Origin of the sequence: Dyadobacter fanqingshengii (genome assembly GCF_023822005.2) — a bacterium.
In the GTDB taxonomy this organism is placed as follows: Bacteria; Bacteroidota; Bacteroidia; order Cytophagales; family Spirosomataceae; genus Dyadobacter; species Dyadobacter fanqingshengii.
The window spans coordinates 4,337,298-4,355,606 of sequence record NZ_CP098806.1 but is presented as its reverse complement, the minus strand read 5'-3'; the positions used below and the strand labels follow the sequence as shown (position 1 = coordinate 4,355,606).

11 protein-coding genes are annotated in these 18,309 nt (G+C 45.9%); 4 read left to right on the top strand and 7 right to left on the bottom strand.

The genetic code is table 11. The features are described 5' to 3' along the window. Positions 1-155: 155 nt before the first annotated feature. The 5 genes from NFI81_RS18040 to NFI81_RS18020 form a co-directional block, all read right to left on the bottom strand. Positions 156-2,297: a T9SS type A sorting domain-containing protein gene (locus NFI81_RS18040; protein WP_234611081.1), complete on the bottom strand. Its 2,142-nt coding sequence runs from the start codon at positions 2,295-2,297 to the stop codon at positions 156-158. A 161-nt stretch (positions 2,298-2,458) separates the two neighbouring features. After that, positions 2,459-5,632, bottom strand: coding sequence for a T9SS type A sorting domain-containing protein (locus NFI81_RS18035; protein WP_234611082.1), 3,174 nt, complete (start codon positions 5,630-5,632; stop codon positions 2,459-2,461). A 76-nt stretch (positions 5,633-5,708) separates the two neighbouring features. Beyond that, positions 5,709-6,716, bottom strand: coding sequence for a GTPase ObgE (obgE, locus tag NFI81_RS18030; RefSeq protein WP_234611083.1), 1,008 nt, complete (start codon positions 6,714-6,716; stop codon positions 5,709-5,711). A 23-nt stretch (positions 6,717-6,739) separates the two neighbouring features. After that, positions 6,740-7,318 (bottom strand): adenylate kinase, encoded by a 579-nt coding sequence (locus tag NFI81_RS18025; RefSeq protein ID WP_234611084.1) that lies wholly within the window; start codon positions 7,316-7,318, stop codon positions 6,740-6,742. A 156-nt stretch (positions 7,319-7,474) separates the two neighbouring features. After that, complete coding sequence (locus NFI81_RS18020; RefSeq protein WP_234611085.1) at positions 7,475-8,278, bottom strand: T9SS type A sorting domain-containing protein; 804 nt, start codon at positions 8,276-8,278, stop codon at positions 7,475-7,477. Positions 8,279-8,449: 171 nt separating this feature from the next. Between NFI81_RS18020 and NFI81_RS18015 the strand changes: the two genes are divergently transcribed. The 4 genes from NFI81_RS18015 to NFI81_RS18000 all read left to right on the top strand — a co-directional run bounded on the left by NFI81_RS18015 (position 8,450) and on the right by NFI81_RS18000 (position 15,177). Then, positions 8,450-10,276, top strand: a complete 1,827-nt coding sequence (locus tag NFI81_RS18015; RefSeq protein ID WP_234611086.1) for a sensor histidine kinase — start codon at positions 8,450-8,452, stop codon at positions 10,274-10,276. Positions 10,277-10,353: 77 nt separating this feature from the next. Continuing rightward, on the top strand, positions 10,354-13,005 hold the full coding sequence (locus NFI81_RS18010) for a valine--tRNA ligase (protein ID WP_234611087.1): 2,652 nt from the start codon (positions 10,354-10,356) through the stop codon (positions 13,003-13,005). Positions 13,006-13,029: 24 nt separating this feature from the next. Beyond that, entirely contained in the window at positions 13,030-14,367 is a 1,338-nt protein-coding gene (locus NFI81_RS18005) for a DEAD/DEAH box helicase (protein WP_234611088.1), read from the top strand. 69 nt (positions 14,368-14,436) lie between these two features. Then, positions 14,437-15,177, top strand: a complete 741-nt coding sequence (locus NFI81_RS18000) for a tetratricopeptide repeat protein (protein ID WP_234611089.1) — start codon at positions 14,437-14,439, stop codon at positions 15,175-15,177. Positions 15,178-15,246: 69 nt separating this feature from the next. On the opposite strand, the gene NFI81_RS17995 is transcribed toward NFI81_RS18000, so the two are convergent. After that, a complete protein-coding gene (locus NFI81_RS17995; protein WP_234611090.1) occupies positions 15,247-16,329 on the bottom strand; it encodes a DUF5074 domain-containing protein in 1,083 nt (360 codons plus the stop codon). A gap of 51 nt (positions 16,330-16,380) precedes the next feature. After that, the gene (locus NFI81_RS17990; protein WP_234611091.1) at positions 16,381-18,273 is read right to left on the bottom strand and encodes a TonB-dependent receptor plug domain-containing protein; all 1,893 of its coding nucleotides are present in this window, start codon (positions 18,271-18,273) and stop codon (positions 16,381-16,383) included. Between the last annotated feature and the right edge of the window lie 36 nt (positions 18,274-18,309).

The following is an 18,309-nucleotide window of genomic DNA, read 5'->3' as shown; positions in this document are numbered from 1 at the left end:
AATGTTGTCAGCGGTTACTTTCTTTCTGGTTTCTCAAAATTAGCCTTTGCAAATTTATCAATCAAATTCTTGACTTTATCTTTTGGCTAATTAGTATGATACTAAATAAGCCCCGGATTGCCGGGGCTTATTGACAAAAAAATGATGATTGAAGCTTATCGGATCACGATCTGCTTGGTGAGGCTTTGACCCTGTCCGGTTACTCTGAGGATATATTTTCCCGTTGGCAGGTATCTCACGTCTATTTCGATACGGCTATCCAGCAGCTTCGGCGTCGTTGTCCTCACCACTCTTCCGTAAATGTCAAATATCGTTACGGCTGCTTCACGGATATTATCTCTTGACTCAATGTAAACGAAATTTCCCTGGCTTGGATTAGGGTAAATCACAACTTCGTTTTGCTCATTGGTTTTAAACTCACGCGACGCTGTATCAGAATAGCAAGTCAGCAAATCGTCCCCGAGTTGATAAACAACCTGCGCTCTCGTTGAGTATTCACCTGTTTTTAATATTTTAATCAAATTAGCTGTCGTATCCGACTCGGTTCCCGGCCTCCGCCAAATGAACTTCGCGTCCAGGTCCTCGGCAATCGTAGCCGTAATGCTAAAAGGTCCTGATGGCTCGATAACCGGTTTGGAAATTTCTGGTCTGACAATGAGTGATGTCGCAGTCGAATTTTCGGAAACGCAGCCAAATATGTTTCTGCCTTTCACGTAATAATTACCACTTTCCGCGATCTGCGCAGTCGCTCCGGTTGCTATTACCGTGTTCGATCCTTGTTTATACCAGCTATAAATATCAGTTGATTCCGAGACTGAGAATTGAAATGCAGAATCGAAACATGCCTGCTGATCCCCCTGCTGCTGAATGGTCGGCTGTACGGGTTTTGCGTCGTTGTCAAGCACAACAACCGAAGTCAGGATAGAATTACCTGCATTATCCTTCACCGTTGCGCGGTATGTTCCGGCGTCAGAAACCGTGATCGTATTGCCGGTTTCGCCGGTATTCCATAGATAAGATGTAAAACCAGTTGGTAATGAAATGGTTACAGCATTATTCTCTGTCACGCAACTTGCTTCTATTGCGGGAATCGGTGCAGGGTTCGTTGGTGTTACAGTTGAAAAGAAATTCGCATCCAGGCTCTCATTCCAGGCATTAGCAAGAATCGTAAGTGCTTCCCTTGTGCTGGCAGGATCACGTCCAACGAAGTGAGTGCCATCACCTCTGTTGGGGACCAGCGGATCTGTTTCAGGTCCAGGATAAGTTGGATTAAACTGTGTATCAAGAACAGCATTCTGTGCTGCCACAATAGCGGGATTTATGCTGGAAGCGATATTTGAGCCCGCCGAGGTTCTGGATGTCCGGGCGATAACCCATGTGATCCGCTTATCGCCTGTTTCGCTTCCAAGCTTATTCATAATGAATTGAAGATCTTCTCTGTAAGATGCGGTGGGTGTGTTATAGAGCGCATCCGTTTCCCCTTGCATCCACAAAACAGCTCTTACACCATATTGATTGCCATAATTTCTTGCTGCAATCCTTAAATTCGCGTAAGGCATCTGAGGAGGATATACAAACCCTCCGTATTTATTTTGAGTTTTTATTCCTTTGGCGCTGCTCGCCCAGTTTTCGATTGAAGTTCCTTCCCAGGCCGTATTAATGAACAGGACGGGAACATTCAACTTGGCTGTCAATAAGTCGCCTAAAAGCCCCCAACACCAGGCAGATTGCCCTCTTGGTGACATAATGCCTAAATCCTGTGAAATTTTATTAAATGCCGGCGGGATAGGATCTGTCAGCAGGTCCCGGTCATCGTTGTTATAATTAGAAATATACATGACGCGGTCATCCTGCGCCGAAGGTCCCGGATACGCTCTTAATCCCTGTGCATTGGATTGTCCTGCAATGATAAACACCTCGCCTACGCCCAGTCTGGACAAAATGTCCCTGCCAACGACCTTTCCGTCCGAAAGACCACGGACTTCAATAGAATACCAGCCACCCATTAATGTGATATCACCTTTGAAAACGCCACCTTTCGGAGCCTCCTGTAAAGTTTTCCAAGGTGTTTCAAAGCCCTGACCCTGTACGACAGGCACGGCGCGGACTTCAACTTTGTCCATAGGGACAGTAAATGTTCCTGAAACGGTTATTTCTCTCTGTCCCGTAATATTTTGTTGATATACAGCCTGAAAGGTTGGTGAAGTGATTCGGATTTGCGAGAAAGCTGTGGAGGAAATAAGACTGATCAACAGCAATGCCTTTGCCACAACCGGGAAAATAATTCTATAACGCATTGGAATTCTTAAACAGAGTAAAAATTTGTATATCTGACAGATGTTGGATTTTCGACTTTGGTCATGTGCACTACAACAAAACGGTCACAAATGTAAATGATTATTTTTGCTAAAATATCACTATTCCGTTTTTTTGATTGCATCGAAGATGCTATGACCGTTTACTGAACAATTATCAGCTTTTGCGATGCAGTAAACGCAACCGAAACGACCCGGATAATGTAAATCCCGCTTGGTAAGCCCTGGATATTAAAGAATTGCTGGCTGTCAAATTTTTTAACCTGGAAAGTTCTGTGAATGTGCCCGCGGCTGTCAATGATCTGAACCTCGGCATTAATCAGGTTTTGCAATGTTTCAACGGTGATCTTCCCGTCGGCAACCGGATTAGGGTAAGTAACAAAACCTGGATTCTTGGCGTCGAGAATAAAACTGTACGGATCTGAAAAATCGGAAAAGCAGGTTAATGTTGGGCTGTAAACCACTGTATTGTTAACTACATAACTCCCTGACCGGATCGCTTTCAACGTTGCGGTATTTTCAGTCAGTTCCTGCCCGTTTAGCTTCCACACATGATCTCCGTCATTCAGGTTGTTTTCTGCCACTAGCGTAAATACACCGGCTTGCCGGATCGTAGGTTTGGTCGGAGTAGGCTTCACATCAACTTTTATAGCTCTCGAGAAGGGAGAAAAACAACCCTTTTCATCGCGTACCCGCGCCGCATAGCTTCCCGAAGTGTCTGCCTGAATGCTTTCACCTTCTTCCAGTGTATTCCAAAAGAAATTATTCCCCAATGTAGCTTTCAGGACAACAAAGTCTCCCGCACAAAATATAGTGTCACCAAGAGCTGCAACGGCTGGCGAAGGCGGTAATGCAAGCGTCTGCGTGGTAATTTGATTGCTAGGATCGGAATAACATTGGAATTGGTTGATCGTCTGCACCGAAAATGTGCCGGGCGTCGTCACCTTTAATGATTGTGTTGACGCGCCATTGCTCCATAAGAAGCCGGCGGCGGTCGTAGATTGCAGGGTAACGCTCAGGTCCGCACAAAAAACCACCGGGCCATCAGCACGGATCGTCGGAGTTTCAGGAAGCACATTGGCCACAACCTTCACCACGGGTGAAACCGGCGAAACACAGCCATTTTGATCCTTCGCTGCAATTGTAAAATCACCGGAATTCCGGATTTCAATGTCCCGTCCTGTCTCGCCATTGCTCCAGACATAAGAAAAGGCCTCGCTGCTTCTTAATGTGGTGTAGTCACGAAGACAAAATGTGGTCGGGCGAAGTGCTGTGATGGCTGGCGTTGCCGGAAGTGTATTTACTTTTACCGCAATTTCGTCGGAACTTGATTCACATCCGTTTGAATCACGCTGTTTCAGGGAAAAAGTGCCCGTTGCTGTAACGGTGATAGCCTTTGTTGTAGCGGCTGTGCTCCATATATTTCCGCTGTCGTAATTGGAGGTCATTGTAATGTTCTCTCCCTGACAGAAAGTGGTGTTTCCGCTCAATGCAACCACAGGTTTCTGAGGTAATGCGTTCACCTTCACATTCACAGGATCGGAATCCGGTGAATAGCAGCCAACTTCATCAAGTGCTCTAACCCGATATTCGCCGGAAGATTTCACAACAATAGTTGCCGTGTTCCCTCCATTCGACCAGGCATTTTTTAATTTTGAATCAGAAGTAAGACTTACTTCTCCGCCATCACAGAATTCAAGAACGCCGGAAGCAGCAATCTTGGGTTTTGGCGGCAAAGGTGAAGTCGAAACGGTCATTGCAATTTTATCTGAAGTAGACTCGCATCCATACACGTTTCGGGTAGAAACAGAATATTCTCCACCTGCGGTAATGGGTATACGGTCGCTCGTTGATCCGTTGCTCCAGCGCACATTTTCGGATGTGCTGGAAATCAATGTCGCTGTGTTTCCAAGACATACCGGATTGCTTCCTTCCAGCTGTATGCTTGGTTTATTGGGTTGAATATTTTCGTTAACCCTGATTTCGGGGGAAAATACATAGTGTCCCTTGCCATTACGGGCGCTTACCTGATAAGTTCCGTTTCCAACTTGTGTTGTATTGGAGTTTGAGCCATTACTCCAGTTAAATTGCGAATAGCCAACATTGTCGGCAGTCAGGTTGAGGTTGCCATTTCCTGCGCAGGATGCAGTTACCTTCAACGGCCTTACACCCTGATATGGATTCGAGTTTGAAAAGAAATTGTCATTCAGCTGCTGTGCCCAGGCCTCGGCTAGTTGTCTTAATCCATCATCTTTGAAGTGGACACCCTCCCCATCTATACGCGGAATTTGAATTAAATCTGTGTTCGGTCCCTGGAATACGTTGGAGACATTATTGATTACCCGCTGTTGCCCGTCGGTCACGCGAGAGTCTGTTCCGTGCAGGTTGTCGTATGAAGTAAGGGAAACGACCCAAGAAACATCGTGGCCTGCATCGTTTCTGCTGGCCTCAATTACTGTTTTCAGATCATTGAAATACCAGTCTGTATCCGTATCCTTGAAGTTGTCGGCCTCTCCTTGTATCCAAAGAATTCCTCTTAACCCGGTTATGGGCGTGTAGCGTTGAATAACATTTCGCATATTGCCATAAGGCATTCCATGCGGTTCAAAATTGATGGGGGCATAGACAGATTTTCCAATGCCATTGATACTCTCTTTCCAGGCCCTCACTGCGGAGCCTGTCCAGGCAACGTTGAAAAAGAGCACCGGTACGCCAAGGCGGCTAACCAGCTGGTCTCCAAGCCTTCCCCAGCTCCATGCAGATGGTCCTCGGGGAGAAATATCCGTTTCTGAGTCCAGGTGAACAAATCTGGGATTACGGGGGAGATCCTGAACAGAAGATCCTGTATAATAATGATCAATGCTGCTGACGCGATCGTCCTGTGCGCCTTGCGAGCCCTGACCACTGAAGCCTTCTCCATTCGACTGGCCGGCGATCATGAACACTTCGCCTACGCCCACATGGTCTACACGGTAAAAGCCCACTTCCTGGTCGCCATTGAAGGCGCGCACTTCGAGTTTATACCAGCCCCCCCGTACGTTGTCAAGGGAGCCTGAGTAAAATCCGCCCTGAGGGTTACCGTCGATAGTCTTCCATTCAGTAGCGGGCTCTCCCTGTCCGTTAATGCCGTCCAGCCGCGCCTCAATTCTGCTAATTACTTTTGTGTATGTACCTGAAATGTGAATGGTAGCTCGATTGCCTTTATCACGCTGAAAAACAGCACGATCGGTTGGGAAATCAATACTGATTTGTGCAGAAGAGGAGAACGAGAGAAAGATTAATCCTACCCAGAAAAAGTATGGTAGATAGTGTTTCATGAGTACTTAAAATTCATTAGAATTAACTCCTTGGACACACAAGTTGCATCAATTGGTTGCCTGTTTCAAGAAAATATTATTTTACGGACAACGGCGAATTGATTAGATTCCATACCTGATCTTTCAATTGTTCAATTCCTTCTTGGGTAATTGCAGAAATTAAAATATTGGGTATAGATGCCGGGATCTGTTTTTTGAGATCGTCACGTTCTTCCTCAGAAAGAACATCAATTTTTGAAATCGCGAGAATGCGGTTCTTATCGAGAAGGGAGGGATTGTATATTCTTAGCTCCTGAAGCAATGTTTCGTATTCAGCATTAATGTCTTCACTATCAGCAGGAACCATAAACAGTAAGATGGAATTTCTTTCTATGTGACGTAAGAAACGCAAGCCAAGGCCTTTTCCTTGTGATGCGCCCTCGATAATTCCGGGAATGTCGGCCATAACGAACGATTTGTAGTCCCTGTAAGAAACTACGCCGAGGTTAGGCACCAATGTTGTGAAGGGATAATCAGCAATTTCCGGGCGTGCAGCAGAAACCACGGAAAGTAATGTCGACTTGCCTGCATTAGGAAAACCAACAAGTCCAACGTCTGCCAAAACTTTCAATTCGAGGATCACCCAGGCTTCCAGGCCGGCTTCTCCAGTTTGTGCGTGTTGCGGTGTCTGGTTAGTGGCTGACTTGAAATGATCATTGCCCATCCCGCCGCGACCGCCCTGGAGCAAAATTACTTCCTGGCCGTCTTCTGTAATTTCAAAAAGTTGTTCACCGGTTTCGGCATTCTTGGCGATGGTCCCAAGCGGCACTTCCACTATAATGTCTTTACCGATAGAGCCCGAACGCCTTCCGCCTTCGCCCCCTTTTCCATCAAACGCTTTAAGGTGCTTGGTATATTTCAGGTGAAGCAATGTCCAAAGCTGGCTGTTCCCCTTCAATATCACGTGGCCGCCGCGTCCGCCGTCTCCGCCGTCAGGTCCGCCTTTCTCAACGTGTTTCTCGCGCCTGAAATGCAGTGATCCCGCACCGCCAGACCCGGAGCGCACATTAATTTTGACGTAATCAATAAAGTTGGAGGAAGCCATGTGTATAGTGAAAGGGTAAATTATTAAACGGTAACCTTGGCAATTGCCTTGTTAATCTCTTCAAAAATGAAATCTATCTCACCGATTCCGTCGATAGCGACAAATTTGCCTTGTTCCTGATAATAGTCGGCAACCGGTTTGGTTTTACTGTTGTACTCCTGGATACGCTTGCTGATCAGCTCTTCGTTCTGATCGTCCGGACGTCCAGAAGTCTTTCCACGGTTAAGCAAACGAGCAAGCAGCTCATTATCGTCTACAACCAATGCAATCATTATAGAAATACTTTCATTGTAGCTGGCCAAAAGCTGGTCAAGCGCCTCGGATTGCTTTACAGTGCGCGGGAACCCGTCGAAGATAAATCCGGCAGCATTCCGATGCTCTCTCAACTTGTTATCAATCATGCCAATCACCACTTCATCAGGAACCAAAATGCCCTGATCCATCAATGTTTTCGCTTTAAGGCCCAATTCTGATCCTACCTGGATTTCGGAACGAAGCAGATCGCCTGTCGATAGGTGTATCAGTTTGTATTTAGCAATAATATTTTCACTTTGAGTGCCTTTACCTGCACCCGGAGGGCCAAACAGTATAAGATTCAGCATAGTTGCAAAAAAAATTGATGTCGCGGTGGAATGGTGTTTTTCGACAAATTTACAATTCTAAATAAATGCCAGCCTAATACTTAGTAGTATTTTTACAATAAAAAATCCTCCTGATGGCTTAAAATCAGGAGGACATGGAATATTTTTTAGAATAAATCAGGGAATTACCACGCGTTTAACTGTTCCGTCTTCATTTTGCACAACGCTCACGAACACGGTTCCTTTTGTATTTTTCTTTAATTCGATCTGGCCTACAAACTCACCTTCAAAGTCCTTAATCTCCTTCTTTCCAACTTCCCTGCCTTTTGTATCTGTAACGGTCACAGTCACATCGCCTTTCTGCGGAACGCCGAATTTCAGGTTAAGCACACCATTATCAGGATTATTTGTGTAAGCGGTTAACGAACGCACGCTCGCCGGTTTCAAAACTTCCTTATTCCAGAACTCACCCATTTCATTACCGAAGTTCTCCATATCCCGCATCAGCATTTTAGTCTTTGGCTTCCATTCGTTTTCGAAAGTCTTCATGTGCTTGCGGAAATTCTCAGTGTTGTATTCAAAATCATTAGAGAAATCACCTTTCCAGTGGTAAGCAAGCGGTTCGCGGTCATCGCGGTGGTCAATAATCACTTTATGGCGCTTTTTGGCAACCATATCTTCCTCGCCGTCATCAATCGTCACGGAGATCAGCTGATTGTTTTTCTTTTTATCAACACCCAAAGAGTCCAGGACTTTATCCACAAACTTATCCCGCTCAGCGTCTGTCATGGCGCCTACGCGGTAACTCCGCTCCTTATTTTCAACCTTGCCGTCATTTTCCTCGGTAACCTTAATGCGAATGGTTGCCTTTTCCTCTTTTCCGGGTTTCTCCGGCTTATCTTTCTGCGCCTGAACAAGTGTGGCCGTTGCGCCAGTCAGCAACAATGCCAATAGGATTTTGTTAAAAAAAGAAGTCCTCATATGCGAGATTAGGTTATGTGTATGAATGAATTACAAAATTATCATAAGCATTTTCCAGTGCGTGTTAAATTTTGTTAAAAACAAGATTGGCCCGGGCGGATGCGTTAAATTTGTTATCAGCAAGAATGTCGGGGAATCCAGACGCTGCGTTGCACAGGAGGATTTATATTTATGACGAAGAGGAAAATTCAGATAATAGTCGGCTTAATGTGCGTTGCGCTCATTGGCCTCATCGGATTTCAGTGGTATTGGATCCGTGAGGCCATTGCGATCCGCAATGAGCAATTTAATCAAAAGGTTTCCGAATCTGTGCAGGAAGTGGTGCATCGCCTCGAAAAGCAGGAAATGATGTATCTGCTGCAACGCAGGATCGAAACAGAACAGCAAAAAAGCAAATTGAACCGCATCACCCAGCTGCGGAATATGCCCGTCAAAAAGACGCCGGTGGCCAAAAACAAACCCGCCCGCGAGCTCGCACAGCGAACGCAGCCCCGTATGGAAATCGCCATCGGACCCAATGGCGAGGAAATACATTACCAGATCATTACAGAAGCCGTTCCAACGGATGTGCTCAGCCCCAATTTCAGGGTGATGGTGGAGCATCAGCAGCAGATTATGGAGGAATTTTTCCAGGCACAGCAATATGGCGCTGCGGGCATTGACGAATTCATGCGCAGAAGGCTGGACGACGAAAAGCGCTTAGGCAATGCATTCAGGGGAATTCAGGACGCTGACGGCAAAAAATTCCAGGCAGGCAGCGGAATGCACCCGGATTCTGCTACACGGAAAATAGCAAACCGGCAAGTTGCTATCCCGGAAGCCCGGAAAAATGGTAAAAGCAGCAAAGCAATCATCAACGATGCAGAACCGGATCGGGCATCACTGCTCAAAGAGGTGATGAAAGATTTTATTTATACCAAAAGGCCTATCGAACAACGTGTGAACCGTTTCTTGCTGGATACTTTGTTAAAAAAGGAATTTGTAGAAAACGGCATTGCGCTGCCTTATGAATTCGCGGTAAGAGGCAGGTCGGATAATAGTCTCATCTTTTCGACAGCGAGCCTCAGGCCTCGGGAATGGGAAGAAAAGTCTTACAAAGCCTCACTTTTCCCGAGCGAGACCATCAGTGCGCCTAATTCCTTATATGTATACTTTCCCGACCAGCAGAAATACATTCTAAGCAACATGGGCGTGATGTTTGGCGGTTCCGGCATTCTGATTGTGGTCATTATGGCTTGCTTTTACATGGCCGTAACCACGATTCTGCGCCAGAAAAAGCTTTCGGACATTAAAAATGATTTTATCAACAACATGACCCACGAGTTCAAAACGCCCATTTCAACCATTGCACTGGCAGCGGAAATGGCGCAGGAAAACTCGGCAAAGATTCCACAAGCTGAAAATAGCTCCCGGCTGGATCGTTATCTGGGCATTATTAAGGAGGAAAACAAACGGCTGGGAACGCACGTGGAAAAAGTCCTGCAAATGGCGCTTTTGGACAAAGGACATGTTAAATTAAAGATCAGCGAAGCGGATGTCCATGACCTGATCGGCAAGGCTTTAAATGCCCAGAGCGTGCAGATCGAGCAGCGGGATGGGGAAGTAGACCTTGATTTTGAAGCGACGCATGAAGTGGTTTCGGGAGATGAAATTCATATTTCAAATGTGCTCAATAACCTCATCGACAATGCTATTAAATATTCTCCTGAAAAACTGCATATCAGGATCAGGACCTGGAATGAGAACAATGGCATTAACATTGCGATTTCAGATAGCGGGATCGGCATGAGCCGGGATCAGCAGCATCGCATTTTCGATACATTCTACCGCGTTCCCACAGGTAATGTGCACGATGTAAAAGGTTTTGGACTGGGATTGAGTTATGTCAAAAAGATGGTCGAGGCGCACGAGGGAACCGTTCAGGTGGAGAGCAAACCGGGCGAAGGCAGCACATTTACAGTCTGGCTGCCCATTAGCAAAGAGGAACAATTAGTTTAGAAATTTCATCCGCAACGCCTAACTTGCCATCTTTTTAGATGACCAGCTGCGATTTGCGGTAAATTTCTGACTATACAATGATTTCCAAAACATATGCCCCCCAGGAGATAGAGGATAAATGGTATTCCTACTGGATTGAGAATAAGTTTTTCAGTTCAAAACCAAATCCCGATAAGGAACCTTACTCCATCGTAATTCCTCCTCCGAATGTTACGGGCGTGCTGCATATGGGGCATATGCTCAATAACACCATTCAGGATATTCTGATCCGGAAAGCGCGTATGGAAGGCAAGGAAGCTTGCTGGGTGCCCGGAACCGATCACGCCTCCATTGCTACGGAGGCCAAAGTGGTCGCCATGCTCAAAGAGCGGGGGATCAGCAAGCGGGATCTTACCAGGGATGAATTTCTTGAATATTGCTGGGAATGGACGCATAAATATGGCGGCATTATCCTCAAACAATTGCGCAAACTGGGCGCATCCTGCGACTGGGACCGCACACGCTTCACCATGGAGCCGGATTTGTACGATTCGGTGATCGACGTTTTCATTGACCTGCATAATAAAGGTGACATTTACCGTGGCCACCGCATGGTGAACTGGGATCCCCAGGCGCGGACAACCGTGTCGGATGAAGAGGTGATCATGAAAGAGGTAAATCAAAAATTGGTTTACCTGAAATATCCGTTGGTAGACGAAATCGGCGAGGCACTTACAGACGAAGCGATCATCATTGCCACCACGCGCCCCGAGACGATCATGGCCGATGTGGCCATTTGTGTGAACCCACATGACGAGCGTTACAAGCATTTGATTGGCAAACAAGTTTCAATTCCACTGATCAGCCGCGCGATCCCGATCATTGCGGACGAATATGTGGAAATGGATTTCGGAACGGGCTGTCTGAAAGTAACTCCCGCGCATGATACGAACGATTACGTGCTGGGCAAAAGACACGATCTGCCCATTATTGATCTGCTGAATGAAGACGGCACATTGAATGATAAGGCGCAGATCCTGGTTGGTGAAGACCGTTTTGTTGCGCGCAAAAAGATCATTAAGCTGCTGGAAGAATCGGGAAATCTGGTTAAAACAGAAGAATATAAATCCAATGTGGGCCATTCGGAACGGACGAATTCGGTGATTGAGCCGCGGCTTTCGGAACAATGGTTTTTGAAAATGGATAAAATCAGCAAGCCAGCATTCGAGAATGTGATGAATGACACGGTGCAGCTGATTCCTGCTAAATTTAAGAATACTTATCGGCACTGGATGGAGAATGTTCACGATTGGAACATTAGCCGCCAGCTTTGGTGGGGCCACCGCATTCCGGCTTATTATTTGAAGGACGGAACCACGATTATCGCCAAATCAAAAAGAGAAGCTTTACGGAAAGCGCAAATGGATTACCAGCTTTTTGCGTTGACCGAAGAGGACATCGAGCAGGATCCGGACGTTTTGGACACCTGGTTTTCGGCCTGGCTGTGGCCTATCACCGTTTTCAATGGCATTAAGGAGCCTGATAATGCGGATATTAATTACTATTATCCTACTAATGACCTGGTTACGGCACCCGAAATACTTTTCTTCTGGGTCGCTCGGATGATCATTGCGGGTTATGAATACAAAGGTCAATATCCATTCAAGAATGTGTATCTAACAGGCATTGTGCGGGATAAACAGGGACGGAAAATGTCCAAATCGCTGGGCAACTCCCCCGATCCGATTGATCTCATCGAGCAATATGGTGCGGATAGTATTCGTACGGGCATGCTTTTCAGCTCGCAGGCGGGAAATGATCTTCCGTATGACGATAAGCTTGTGGAGCAGGGCAGGAATTTTGGAAATAAAATATGGAATGCATTCCGGTTGGTTAAAGGATTCCAGGTTTCGGAAAATCCGGAAGATCTGGCGCAGCCCGAAGGTTCGCAACTGGCAATTCAATGGTTTGAAAGCAAATTGAACCAAACCATTCTGGAAGTGCAGGATCATTTCAGCAAATTCCGTATTTCCGATGCGCTTAACTCGGTTTACAAGCTGATATGGGACGATTTCTGCGCGCAATATCTGGAAATGATCAAGCCCGGCTTCGAGCAACCGATCGACAAGCAGACTTACGATGCAACATTAGCATTCTTCGACCGGTTAATGCGTCTTTTGCATCCGTTCATGCCATTTATCTCAGAGGAAATCTGGCAAAATATTATTGAAAGAAAAGAGAAAGATTCTATTTGCATTGCGCCATTCCCACAAGCCGCAAACATCGATCAGCCGCTTTTGAATGATTTTGAAATCCTTTTTGAAGTCATTTCCGCCATCAGAAATTTAAGAAATGCAAAAAATATCAGTCCCAAAATAGCACTTCCGCTTGCAATCCGCACGGATAGCGAAGGTCGTTACGCAGCATTGGAGCCGTTGATTTTGAAATTGGCCAATGTTGAAAGCATTGGTTATGTGACCGGCGAAGGCGAAGGAACTGCATTCCGGGTAAAATCGGATGAGTTTTTTGTGAATCTGGCAGATGAGCTGGACGTGGAAACGGAAAAGGAAAATTTGCAAAGGGAGTTGGAATACACACAAGGTTTTCTGGACTCGGTGATCAAAAAATTGTCCAATGAACGCTTTGTTCAAAATGCAAAAGGCGACATTGTAGAGAAGGAACGCCAGAAGCAGGCGGATGCGGAATCGAAGCTGGAAACGCTGAAAGAAGCGCTTGCAAGGTTGGGTTAGTGCTAGTTTTCGTACCTTTGCGCGATGCAGACTACGCAAAACAATTTTGAGCAATTCAAGCTTAACCGTCAATTACTCAATGCCATTGAAGAAGCGGGATACACCGAGCCGACGCCTATCCAGGAACAAGCCATCCCGCTCGCTTTATCAGGACAGGACATTCTGGGCATAGCCCAAACAGGCACAGGCAAAACAGCCGCCTATACATTACCGTTATTAATGCGCATCAAGTATGCCCAGGGCGAGCACGCCCGGGCATTAATTATGGCTCCCACGCGCGAGCTGGCCATGCAGATTTCTGAGGCAATCACGCAGCTGAGTAAATACACAGACATCCGGACCGTTGTTCTTTTCGGTGGGGTAGGAGCTAAATCACAGATCGAGGCGATCAGGAAAGGCGTTGACATTATCGTTGCGACGCCTGGCAGGTTCATGGACCTTTATTTTCAGGAAGAAGTCATTGTGAAGCACATTAATGTAATGATCCTGGACGAGGCGGACAAAATGATGGATATGGGCTTTATGCCGCAGATCCGGAAGTTGCTCGAAATCATTCCTACAAAAAGGCAGAATATGCTTTTCTCGGCCACATTCTCTGATAAAGTTGAAAGACTTTCTTTCGAATTCCTCGAATTTCCAACCCGAATAGAAGTGACCCCGCAGGCCACAACGGCCGAAATGGTAACGCAATCGCTTTACGAGTTGCCCAACTTTCGCACGAAAATCAATCTTTTAACCCATTTACTGAAAGACAGGGAAGCGTTCAACCGCGTGCTGATCTTCACCAGAAGCCGGGAAGTTGCAGGATTGGTACACCAGAATCTCTTGAATGTTGTTGTTCGCGAAGACGAATTGAAGGTAATACACGCCAACAAGGGACAAAATACGCGGACCAATGCGATGGAAGCATTCAAGGAAGGATCTGTGCGTGTAATGGTGGCGACAGACGTGGTTGCGCGAGGGATTGACATTACGGAAGTGAGCCACGTGATCAACTTTGATGTGCCGCTGATCTACGAAGATTACGTGCACCGGATCGGCAGGACAGGCCGGGCCAACCGCATTGGACAGGCCATTACTTTCATGACGATGGCGGATGAATATCACATTCAGAAAATCGAAAAAATGATCCGCATGGAGATCCCGCGGAAGGAACTGCCTGAGGACCTCGACATGGCTGCAACACCCGTTACGGAGCGCCAGGACATGCTTCGGGAGATAGATAACCAGAAAAGAAAAGAAGATCCCACTTTCCTGGGCGCTTTCCACGAGAAGAAAAAAACATATCGCCCGGCGCAGAAAGCATCCGGAAAAGGAGGACAAAACCGCCGTAGTTCAGCGGGAAGAAGTAAACGGAGATAATGCAATACAATTCGAATAAATCCGTTTAACTTGGACAATAGAAAACCGGTTTCTCTATTAAAGTTACTTATGAAAGAGTCTGTTGTAATTTGGCTTGCTATTCTTATTCCGGTATTTGGCTTTGCTCAGAACACCCATCTTGCGAGCGCAGGGTCAAACACAGATACGAATCTTGCCCAAAAAAAACCCTTAGAATTAAAAGAAAGACGTGTACTTCCGCTATTTGGAGAGGTTAGCAAAACCTCTGAGCAAATTGACGAAGAGATCCGTTTTTTGAGTGAATGCGATAAGTCATTTACCAGTCGCGCTGAGGCGAGCAGCTTTTTTACAGCACGTGCCTGGGAATATTTACAGGAAGGGTCATTGGATACAGCTTGCTATCGCTTCAATCTCGCTCATTTACTGAATGATAAGAATGTGGAGACCTATTGGGGGCTTGGGGTAATTTCCTACCAACGCGAAAATTGGGTTGATGCAAAAAGAATGTTGAGTCGCGGAATTGGGTTACAAGGCGAAAATGTGCCGTTGCTCGTCGATTTATCAACAGTAGATTTAAAATTATACGCCATAACCAGCCGAAAAGAAGAGCTGGATGAGGCAGCTGAGTTGCTTAACAGGGCCACAGCAATTGATTCCAGTTATGCTTTAGGCCAATATAACCTGGCATTGTTACATTATAATCTCAATGATCTGGATAAGTCCTGGGAACATCTGCACAAAGGTAGAGCGCTCGATTTTAACCAAATGAACCTGGATTTTGTGGAACTGCTGAAAGCTAAAAAGCCGGATCCTTTGGGGTTCTTTAAATAAAAATTTGATTTTGATACATAAAAAAAGTCTCCCGCGAAGGAGACTTTTTTCGTTTAAAGCATTGTCATCTTACTTAAAAAAGAAGCCCGTTGGCGCAACATTCACTTTGATTGAATCAACAACCGATCCGTCCGCACGGTAGCGCACTGCGTAACCTGCCTGCGCATAGGAAGGCGTCACGCCTGCATAAAGCAGTCCTTGCGTAGGATCAACGGCCAGTCCGGTGAAAACCCTTTTTATCAATGGTGTAGTAACATTGATCTGCGCGTCGCTGGTGCCAAATTTATATGTTCCTCCATGCTCGCCAGCTGCATCGAAATAGGATAGCACAAAGTAAACCGTTCTGCGATCCGTGCTGAATGTAAATTTATCCGCTGTTTTAGTAGCGTCGCTGCCTATCGATAATGTGGCTTCTGCGTTATAAGAATCAGGATTGATTTTTACGACCTTGATGCCGTCATTTACCCAAAGTTTTCCGTCCGCATCGATGCCGATCGGATTAGGTGCATTTTCAAACGCAAGCATTTTATCAACCGCATTCGTAGTTGCATTGATAATGCTCAGTGTGTTGCCGCCACCATAAGAAACGGTTCCTACAAACAATTTACCATTGTTATAAATCAGGTTTTCAGGACCGCCGGATGCAATGTCAATGCGCTTGGTTACTTTATTGGTAGTCAAATCGACTACGGCAACATAACCTGTGGTGAACTTCTGGTCGGCATTGGATCCCCAGCAGGAAACGTATGCTTTGTTATTAATACCAAAAACCACTTCTCTCGGATTCTCAATATCAGGCGCTCCAATGCTGGCAATGGTTTTAAATGTATTGCTGTTTACAATCTCAACTTTATCCTGCCCGGCAGACATATTATCAACAAGAATGATCCCGGTTTCGCCGGATGCGGCATAGCCCTGTGCCCCGCCCTTTAATGCAGTGCCGTTGGCTGCCGAAAAGATGTCCGCTTGTGCGGTGGTTTGCTCTCTCGTGAAAAACGAAATCGCTCCGTTATTTTGAGAAAAATTACCTTCATTAACCACAAATACACCCTGCACATAATCGCCCTTCGGAGCCGGGTCCTTTTGGTTACACGACCATGCGAAAAGGGATAAAGATGTAAATGCTGCTAATCTGAATAACTGTTTTTTCATTTTCTGTTTTATTAGTTGTAAACATTTTTGCCTCAAACCGATTGCCAATGATCATTTAACGGCTGGTGGCGAATCATAAATTAAAAATAAACTAAGCGCAAAGCTCCTTCCGGGCATTGCATTATTCCTCACATTTAAATAGAACGTGTTTGCAAGATTATTGATCTGTCCCTGCAAGCGCATTTTTATTTTATCCCAAACAAAAGTATGTTCCGCCAGCAAATTTGCGAGCGTATATCCTTCTAAAAATTGTGAATTATCAAATGTGCTGAAACGTTTGCTGATCACCTGCGCCTGGCCGGTAAGCCGCGTGCTTTTGTATTGGATAAATGCATTCAAATTTCCGGAATGAACAGGCACAAATACAAGCTGCTTGCCAATAATGTCCGAAGAATAGGCGTCATAAGCTTTTTCCTGAGCGCTTTTATTGAGTGTATATCCAATGTTTACTCCTGATTTCCAGTCGTTTAAATTGTGTCGCCAGCCAGCTTGCACTTCAATGCCGCGGGCGAGCACCTGCTGCAAATTTTCTACGTGATAACTTTTTCCGGGATTCCAGTAAGTCCAGTCTTTGATCCGATTATGATATGCGGTAATGGATGAAAAAAATGTGTGGTTCGAGTTGAAAGTGAAGTTTTGTTCAAGACCAATTTCTTTATTCCAACCAGTTTCCGGCCTGATTTCGGGGTTTCCCATTTCCTTCCAAAAGCGCTCATTCAAAGTAGGCACACGATAACTTCGCCCGAATGAGCCTCTGAACTTTAAGTTATAACCGACTTTTTGTGCCAACAAATATTCTGCGCCCAATGATGGCGTGAATGGCGGATCAAATTTGGTTACAAATGCTTGTCTCAAATTGGCAGAAACAATTAGCCGATTCGTCGCCTGCCAGCGCGTGAGCAAGAACAGATCGCCCCTGTTTTCGGTCGCCAACGCTTTATCGTAACCGGCCACCCGGGCCCGGTAATGCGCCCATTCGCCTCCCGCTTTAATTTGAAATCCATTAAATTGAAAATCGCGTTCAATGCGGTTTGAAAACTTATCGGTTACGGCATGGTCCAATTGGCTGTAATCGCCTTTTGCATAGTCAATAATGTCCCTTACCCACGAAGTCCGGAATGTGAATTCCTTAAAATTATAGCGTAGCATGGTCCGGTAAGCCTCTGTCAATGTCAATTCACGGCCCGCTTTGTCTTCGGGCGTTAATGTCAGTCGGTTTCGGGTCAGCCACACATGCGCTGAAATCTGATGGTCATTTTTTGAGTTGAAAAATAAATCCTGCACCAGGCCGCGTTGGAAGGAAGTCGACGGTAAAACTGTGTATTGATTCCGCTGCGAATAAGGAAAATTGTTGTTCATACGGCCGTCATACAAACTTGTTTTTCCAGAAAAATTCCACTGATCATTAATTGCCGCTGCGTATCTGCCCGTAACCTGGGTCTGGTGGTTATCAAAACTTTCCTGTTGCCGACCAATAGAAAGCTGCAGCGGCTGTTTTGAAGCCGCACTTCCGAGCAGAATGCTTCCGCCAACTGCATCGCTTCCGACAATGCTGGCAGCAGAACCATATTGGACAGAAAGTTGATCAAAACCCGCAACGGGAATGGTCGAAAAGTCAGTCTGGCCGAGAATAGGGGAGTTAATGTTGAGGCCGTTCCATAACACAGCCGTGTGGTTCGCCGACGTTCCACGGAAAGAGGCTGTATTTAATTGCCCTGGGCCGTAATTTTTGAATGCAATGGGCGTGCAAAGCGAAAGCAGGTCGCTAATGTTTTGGAAGCGGAAAAGACTTAAAGATGTTGAATCAAACTTTTGGATTTTGAGCCCGCTCATGAAATTTTCAGGGACAAAACCTTTTATCACAACAGGCTCGAGTCGAATGCTATCGCGTTGTGCTATAAGCGTTTGCGGACACAAAAGCCATGCGGCAATGGTCAAAGCCATGAAAAACTTCCGGTCAATAATCACCTGGTGTCAAAT

What these genes read in the sequence shown, in the direction of transcription:
- NFI81_RS17990 (WP_234611091.1), bottom strand. Translation starts at nt 18,273, where the DNA reads ATGGCTTTGACCATTGCCGCATGGCTTTTGTGTCCGCAAACGCTTATA.
- NFI81_RS17995 (WP_234611090.1), bottom strand. Translation starts at nt 16,329, where the DNA reads ATGAAAAAACAGTTATTCAGATTAGCAGCATTTACATCTTTATCCCTT.
- NFI81_RS18040 (WP_234611081.1), bottom strand. Translation starts at nt 2,297, where the DNA reads ATGCGTTATAGAATTATTTTCCCGGTTGTGGCAAAGGCATTGCTGTTG.
- NFI81_RS18015 (WP_234611086.1), top strand. Translation starts at nt 8,450, where the DNA reads ATGACGAAGAGGAAAATTCAGATAATAGTCGGCTTAATGTGCGTTGCG.
- obgE (WP_234611083.1), bottom strand. Translation starts at nt 6,716, where the DNA reads ATGGCTTCCTCCAACTTTATTGATTACGTCAAAATTAATGTGCGCTCC.
- NFI81_RS18020 (WP_234611085.1), bottom strand. Translation starts at nt 8,278, where the DNA reads ATGAGGACTTCTTTTTTTAACAAAATCCTATTGGCATTGTTGCTGACT.
- NFI81_RS18025 (WP_234611084.1), bottom strand. Translation starts at nt 7,318, where the DNA reads ATGCTGAATCTTATACTGTTTGGCCCTCCGGGTGCAGGTAAAGGCACT.
- NFI81_RS18035 (WP_234611082.1), bottom strand. Translation starts at nt 5,632, where the DNA reads ATGAAACACTATCTACCATACTTTTTCTGGGTAGGATTAATCTTTCTC.
- NFI81_RS18005 (WP_234611088.1), top strand. Translation starts at nt 13,030, where the DNA reads ATGCAGACTACGCAAAACAATTTTGAGCAATTCAAGCTTAACCGTCAA.
- NFI81_RS18000 (WP_234611089.1), top strand. Translation starts at nt 14,437, where the DNA reads ATGAAAGAGTCTGTTGTAATTTGGCTTGCTATTCTTATTCCGGTATTT.
- NFI81_RS18010 (WP_234611087.1), top strand. Translation starts at nt 10,354, where the DNA reads ATGATTTCCAAAACATATGCCCCCCAGGAGATAGAGGATAAATGGTAT.